The organism is Parvularcula oceani (assembly GCF_000733125.1).
Lineage (GTDB): Bacteria > Pseudomonadota > Alphaproteobacteria > Caulobacterales > Parvularculaceae > Parvularcula > Parvularcula oceani.
The window spans coordinates 25,328-31,757 of record NZ_JPHU01000022.1; the positions used below are offsets into that span (position 1 = coordinate 25,328).

3 protein-coding genes are annotated in these 6,430 nt (G+C 69.2%); 1 reads left to right on the forward strand and 2 read right to left on the reverse strand.

What is annotated here, in order from left to right; genetic code table 11:
• Positions 1-115 precede the first annotated feature (115 nt).
• The gene (locus tag IE88_RS0115730) at positions 116-3,361 is read right to left on the reverse strand and encodes an amidohydrolase family protein (protein WP_031556380.1); all 3,246 of its coding nucleotides are present in this window, start codon (positions 3,359-3,361) and stop codon (positions 116-118) included.
• A gap of 101 nt (positions 3,362-3,462) precedes the next feature.
• Positions 3,463-5,109, reverse strand: coding sequence for a glycoside hydrolase family 43 protein (locus IE88_RS0115735; RefSeq protein ID WP_081871746.1), 1,647 nt, complete (start codon positions 5,107-5,109; stop codon positions 3,463-3,465).
• A 240-nt stretch (positions 5,110-5,349) separates the two neighbouring features.
• Here IE88_RS0115735 and IE88_RS0115740 point away from each other — a divergent pair.
• Positions 5,350-6,430 (forward strand): CHASE3 domain-containing protein (locus tag IE88_RS0115740; protein WP_202900529.1); only part of this gene is annotated, 1,081 nt, incomplete at its 3' end.

Sequence of the window (6,430 nt, forward strand, 5' to 3'; positions counted from 1 at the left end):
GCTGTCTGTCATGCTCCGTTGTATCATGGAGCAAATCGATTGCGGGACGGTTAATTCGTACCGGTCGCAAAGGCGGCCCGCCCCGGATGCCGGACGGGCCGCGACATGGCGCGTGTCAGTCGGAGGCGGCGGCCGGCCGCTCCTCCTCGTCCCAGTAATAGTCCGGTCCCTCGCGGTCGCCGGTCTCGACCTCGGCCATGCTGACCGCGTCATAGAGATGGCCGCCCTGCATCACATGGGTGATGTCGTCCGAGTTCTGGATGTCCTCGAGCGGGTTCTTGTCGAGGATGACGAGGTCGGCGAGCTTGCCCTCCTCGAGCGAGCCGATATCCGCGCCGAAGCCCAGATGCTCCGCCGGGACGATGGTCGCCGCCGCCAGCGCCTCGACGGGGCTCATCCCGCCGCGCGCGAAGCTCCACATCTCCCAGTGCGCGGCGAGGCCTTCCTGCTGGCCATGCGCGCCGATCGAGACCGAGACGCCCCTGTCGGCGAGCTTCTTCGCCTCGCGCGCCGCGTACTGATCGACGAAGTCCTCCTCGGGCGCCTTGACCCGCCGCACGCTGGAGGGCTCGAGGATGTGCGGGGGCACGTGCTCGGACAGGATCGGGTGTTCCCACACATCGGTCTTGTAGCGCCAATAGGGGTCGCCCGCGAGGCCGCCATAGGTGACGACCAGGGTCGGCACATAGGCCACGTCGGTCTGCTCGTAGAAGGACAGGATGTCCTCGTAGAGGACGCGCTGGGGCAGGTTGTGCTCGATCGAGCTGTTGCCGTCGGCGATCAGCGACACGTCCATCGTGTAGAGCGAGCCGCCCTCGGCGACGACGAGCATGTCCTCCTCGATCGCGGCCTTGACCACTTGCTGGCGCTGGTCGCGCCGGGGCTGGTTGTAGTTCTTGATGCCGTGCGCCCCTTGCGCCTTGAGGCGCTGGATATGCCCCAGCGCGTCGTCATAGCTCTGGATGTCGGCGAAGGCGCCCGGCGCCTTGGCGCCATAGACGATGCGGCCGGTGGTATAGATGCGCGGCGCCAGGATCGCGCCCGTGCGCTGCATCTCGGCGGCGGTGAAGCTGTCGGGGTTCGAGGAGGGGTTGAACACCGTCGTCACGCCGAGAGCGAGATGGGCGATGGTCGACCAGTTCGATCCCGGAACGATCTCGCCGTCCGAATAGGGACCGTGGGCATGCGCATCGACGATGCCCGGAATGATGGTCTTGCCCTCCATCGCGATGTCGGTCGCGCCGTCGGGGATATCGACCTCCCCGGCCGCGCCGACGGCGGCGATGCGGTCGCCTTCGACGACGATCACGCCATCCTCGATCACGCCACCATCCTCGTCCGCCATGGTGACGAGCCGCGCGCCGGTGAGGGCGAAGGTGCCGGTCGGCTTGTCCGCTTCCACCGTCATGGCCAGCGAGACGCCCTCGCTGGGCGCCTCATAGCCTTCCGCCCCCTCTTCGTCCTGCGGCTTGGGAAGAGCGGGGATCATCTCGCTCACGGCCGCCGAATAGAGTGTCGGGCCGAGGGTCCAGGTCAGCGTCCCGCCGTCCCGCCAGGCCGGATAGCTCGCCCCGCCATCGCTCGCCTGAACGACCGGAAGGGCCGTCGCCGCTTTCGCGGCCGAAACCTTTTGCGGACCCGGCGGCATCGGCATGACGTGGACGGCGTAATCCTCCTCCACCGCGACATGCCGGCCGTCCGGCGCGACGAAGAAGCCCGTGCCGAGCTCGGTCGTCAGATGGGTGCGCTTCGCCTCGCCGTTGAGATCCGTGCTGACGAGGGCGAAGCCGCCCCCTTCCGCCCTGTCGGTCATGAAGAGCCGGTCGTTCTGGGCGCCGAAATGGGGCATCCCGCCGGATTGCGACACGCGCCGCGCCGCGCCCCCGCCCGACGGCGTCACATAGACGCCCGGCGCTTCGGAATAGCGGCGCGAGAGGAGATATCCGCCTTCGCCCTGCTCGAAGGCGATCATTTCACCATCGGGCGAGAAGGCGGGGCGGCGGTAATGGCCGGGCGTCTCGGTCACCGCCCGGTCGCGCGAGCCGTTCGCCCGCGCCACGCGGATCTGGCCGAGGCCCTCATCGGTCCAGCGGACATAGGCGATCTGCCGCCCGTCGCGCGAGAAGGCCGGGTGCAGCTCGCGCACGCCCTCCTCGGTCCGCGTCAGGCGCTCCGGCTCGCCATCCGGCAGGCGCTTCACCCACAGCTTGCCGAGCGACTCGAAGATCGCGCGCTCGCCATCGGGAGAGACGGCGGCGAAACGCGGAATGGTCGTCTCGAAGCGGTCGGGCGAGACCGCGATCTCGGGCCGCGGCGGATCGATGATCTGCCGCGTATCCGTGACGCGGAAGGGAATCTCCTCCGCCTCTCCGTCCATGCCGACGCGCCGGATCTTGCCGCCGGACCAGAAGACGATGGCTTCGCCATCCGGCATCCAGTCCATCTGCGGATAGACGCCGTGAACGCCCCATGTCTCCTGCAGGTCGGCGTCGAGATCGCCGTAGAGCTCGGTGGTCTCGCCGCTCGTCAGGTCCTTGACGTAGAGCTTGGACTGGCCCCGGTCGCGGCCGACAAAGGCGATCCGGCTTCCATCCGGCGAGGGCGCGGGGCGGACCGCGCCGCCGGGGCGGCTGACCACGGTCGAGACCTCGCCGGTGGCCATGTCATAGCCTTCGATCTCGAAGAGCGACTGGTTCGAATCCTGCGCATATTCGAAGATCGGTCCCGGCGAGACATTGCGCGAGTAATAGACCGTTTCCCCGTCCGGGCCGAAGGCAGGCTCTCCGAGTTCCTTCTGGAGCTCTTCGGACGCCCGCTCGACCAGCGCCACGCCCTGCCCGCCGGACAGGTGCCACAGCCAGATCTCGCCCGTGCCGAGGCTCCTGCCGGTCGTGAAATGCTTCCGGCCCGCCAGCATCTCGCCCGAAGGGGACCAGGCGGGCTCGTTGACGAGGCGGAAGCTCTCTTCGGTCACCTGCCGCTTGTCGGAACCGTCGGGCCGCATGATCCACAGATTGTCGCCGCCCGCCCTGTCGGAGGTGAAGGCGATGAGCTCGCCGTCCGGCGACCAGCGCGGCTGGTGCTCGAAGGGCAGGCCCGAGGCGATGGCCGTGGCCTCCCCGCCCGAGATCGGCATCGTATAGATGTCGCCGAGCAGGTCGAAGGCGATCGTCTCGCCGTCCGGGCTGACATCGACGCCGATCCAGGTGCCTTCCTCGACATCGATCTCGATTCGCCGCGTCTCCATCGGCGGCGAGGCGACGTCCCATTCGAGCGCGTCGCTTTCGGCGCCGTCATCCTGGGCGATTGCGGCGGCCGGCGCGAGCGCGGCGAGAAGAGCGATGCGGGAAAGAGAATTCATGACATGCATGGCGGAACATCGTTCCGCCCCTCGATGACGATGGCGCCACCCTGCCCGGCGGCGCTTGCCCATGGCAAGGGCGGGCCGCTGCGGGGCGCCCCTCAGCCCCTGCCCGACAAGGCGACCTCGTCGATGTCCACGAACCCGCCATCCGGCGCCGGATTGTAGCAGAACAGGGCGATCTGCTGGCCCTGGAACGTTCCCGTGCGCCAGTCGAAGGCAAGCGGGAACGCGCCCCCGAGCGGCGTCCAGTCCTCCGCATCGAAGCTGTAGAAGAGGGCGCCCTCATCGGCCTCGAAGTCGAGATCGGCCCTGAGATAGACGAGGTCGGAATAGGCGCCGACCCCTTGGGCGCGCAGCTCGACATCCTGCGGCGCCCCGTCTCCGAGATCCTCGATCACCCGCATGGCCAGCGTGTGCCGCCCGCCCTCGCCGCCGATGACGGCGATGTGGGCGCTGTATTTTCCGAGCGTGCCGAGGCCGCATTCATCGCCCGGCGCCAGATTGGCGATATCGAGCTTCGCCCTCACCCGGGTGAACGGCCCCCAGCCCTTCTGGGTCAGCGTGTTCCGCGCGGTCCAGAAGCTGTCCGCCGCCGCCGCGCGGAGGCGCAGGAAGCCCGGCCGCTCCGTCAGGGACCAGCGCCCGTCGACCGGGTTGTGGTTCCATTGCCATTGAAGGCCGAGGCGGGACGACGAGAAATCGTCCGAGGTCTGCGGCATGTGCGGCGCGACCCCCTTGATGGGCTTGGGCGCCGAGGCCGGCACGCGGCCCGGCGCCTCCGGCGTGCCCCAGATCGGCCAGCCATCCTTCCAGTGGACGGGGCTGATATTGGTCAGCCGCCCGATGCCGCCGGCATCGACCATGACGAAGCCGTAATCGGTGCCGTCGGGAAGATCGACGATTGCGCCCTGATGCCCGCCGGTCCGATCGTCGATCGAGGGGCGCACCTCCCATGGCCCCGAGAGGTCGTCGGCGCGGGCGACGGTCATGCCCAGGCGGCCGGGGATGGAGTGGAACATGAAGTACCGGCCGCGCCGCTTGACGATCTTCGTTCCCTCCGCCCCCGGATGAACGAGGATGGTTTCCGAGGACACGATTTCCGAGAGGTCCGCGTTCAGCCTGTGCAGGATCACGCGCCCTTCATAGCCCGGAACGAAGGCCGCCGCCGTGGCGAGATAGGGGGTGCGGTCGTCGTCGAAGAACAGGGCCGGGTCGAACGCCTCCTCGCCGAGCTCCTCATAGGTCCAGGGCCCCGACGCGCTTTGCGACCGATAGATGCGGGTGTTCTGCCCGACAGGCGTGACCGCGACATAGAACGTGCCCTCGTCATGGCGCAGGCTCGGGGCGAAGACGCCTCGCCGATAGGCGCCGCCATCTTCGAGATCGTAGTCCGGCGCTCCGTCGAGCTCTTCGATCACATGCCCTGCATAGCGCCAGTTCACGAGATCCTGCGATTGGAGGATCGTCAGCGCCGGGACGTTGGCGAAGGTCGTGGTGGCGAAATAGAACGTGCGCCCGACCCGGATGATCGAGGGATCGGGAAAATCCGCCAGCAAGGGCGGGTTCGCATAGGTCCCGCCTCCCCTGTCGGAGAGGCGCAGGGGCGGCCCAGGCTCGAGGCCGACGTCCCGGGACGCGATCCGTTCCCGCTCCGCCGGAAGGCCGGCCTTGGGCGCCGCCGATTCCGCGTTCGGGGCGTTGGGCACGCATGCCAGGAGGAGGAGGAGGAGGAGCGCCGGCCGCATCGCGGGAACGCCCGGCCTCCCGGCGGCGGCGCGAAGCGCCCTGGCGGCAGATGATTCGCAAAGCACAGCCGCCGCCTCCCGCTGACGATGGCCCACCCTGCCCGGCGGCGCCTGCCCCTGGCAAGGGCGGGGCCCCGCGCGGGCGGCAAGGCGCTCCCCGGAAGGGTCCGGGGCCCTCGCGCTCCTTTTCGGTTGCAGCGCCGGGCCCGCCGGGCGATAGCCCAGAGGGGAGGGATGGACATGAGGACGACAGATCCGCTCGCTCTTCCGGAGCGAACCCTATGGCGCTCGGAGGCGCTTCGCCGTCTCGGCGCGCCGACCCTCATCGCCACCGTCTTCGTCATGCTGGCGCTCGCAGGCAGCGTGCTCGCCCTCCGGCAGACCTATCTCATCGAGAACCAGGCCCGCGCGCGGGCCGAACGGTCGACGGACGTTCTCGGCGCGCTCTACGCCGTCATGGCGACCTCCGCGGATGCGCAGACCGGGCAGCGCGGCTTCGTGCTGACGCGGGAAGGCAGCTTCTACGTGCATTTCGAAGAGGCCATCGACCGGCTGCCGCTCGACCTGGACAGGCTCGACGCCGTCAGCACCGCGCCCTCGGACCCCTCTCAGGAAGCCGCGATCGCGCACCTGCGCGCCCTTGCCGAGGAGCATGCCGCCTATCTCGCCGAGACGATCAGCTTCGCCGCGGCGGCAGATCCCGGCATCGTCGTCGAGCGGGTCCGGGAGGCGCGGGCGGAGCGCCTGCTGGAGGACATGCGCGCGGTCGCGAGAACCATCGATGCCGCCGAGGACAGCCTGCGCCTCGAAGCCTTCGCCGATGCAAGGGCGGTCGAACGGCTCGCCTTCGGCCTCCAGACGGTGCTGGCGCTGAGCGTCCTCGCCGCCTTCGTGCTGGGCGTGCACTACATCCAGCGCACTCTGCGGGCCGAGACCGCGGCGAAGGAAGCCGCCGCCCTGCGGGCCGCCAATGTGCGAACCGACCTTCTGGCGAAGGAACTCGATCACCGGGTGAAGAACGTGTTCGCGCTCGTCGCGGCCGTCGTCTCCGCCTCCGCGCGCGGAGAGACCGATGTGCGGCAGATGGCGGACAAGGTGTCGGGGCGCATCCAGGCCCTGTCGCGCGCCCACGCCGTCAGCCGGGGCAGCACGGCCTGTCCGACGCCGACCCTGCGCGACCTCCTCGCCGTGCTGCTCGAACCCTATGAGACCGGTCCGGGCCGCCTTGAAATGCGCGGAGAGGAGGTGGACCTGCCTTCGAGCATGGCGACGCCTCTCGGCCTCATCATCCACGAGCTGGCGACCAATGCCGTGCAAATAC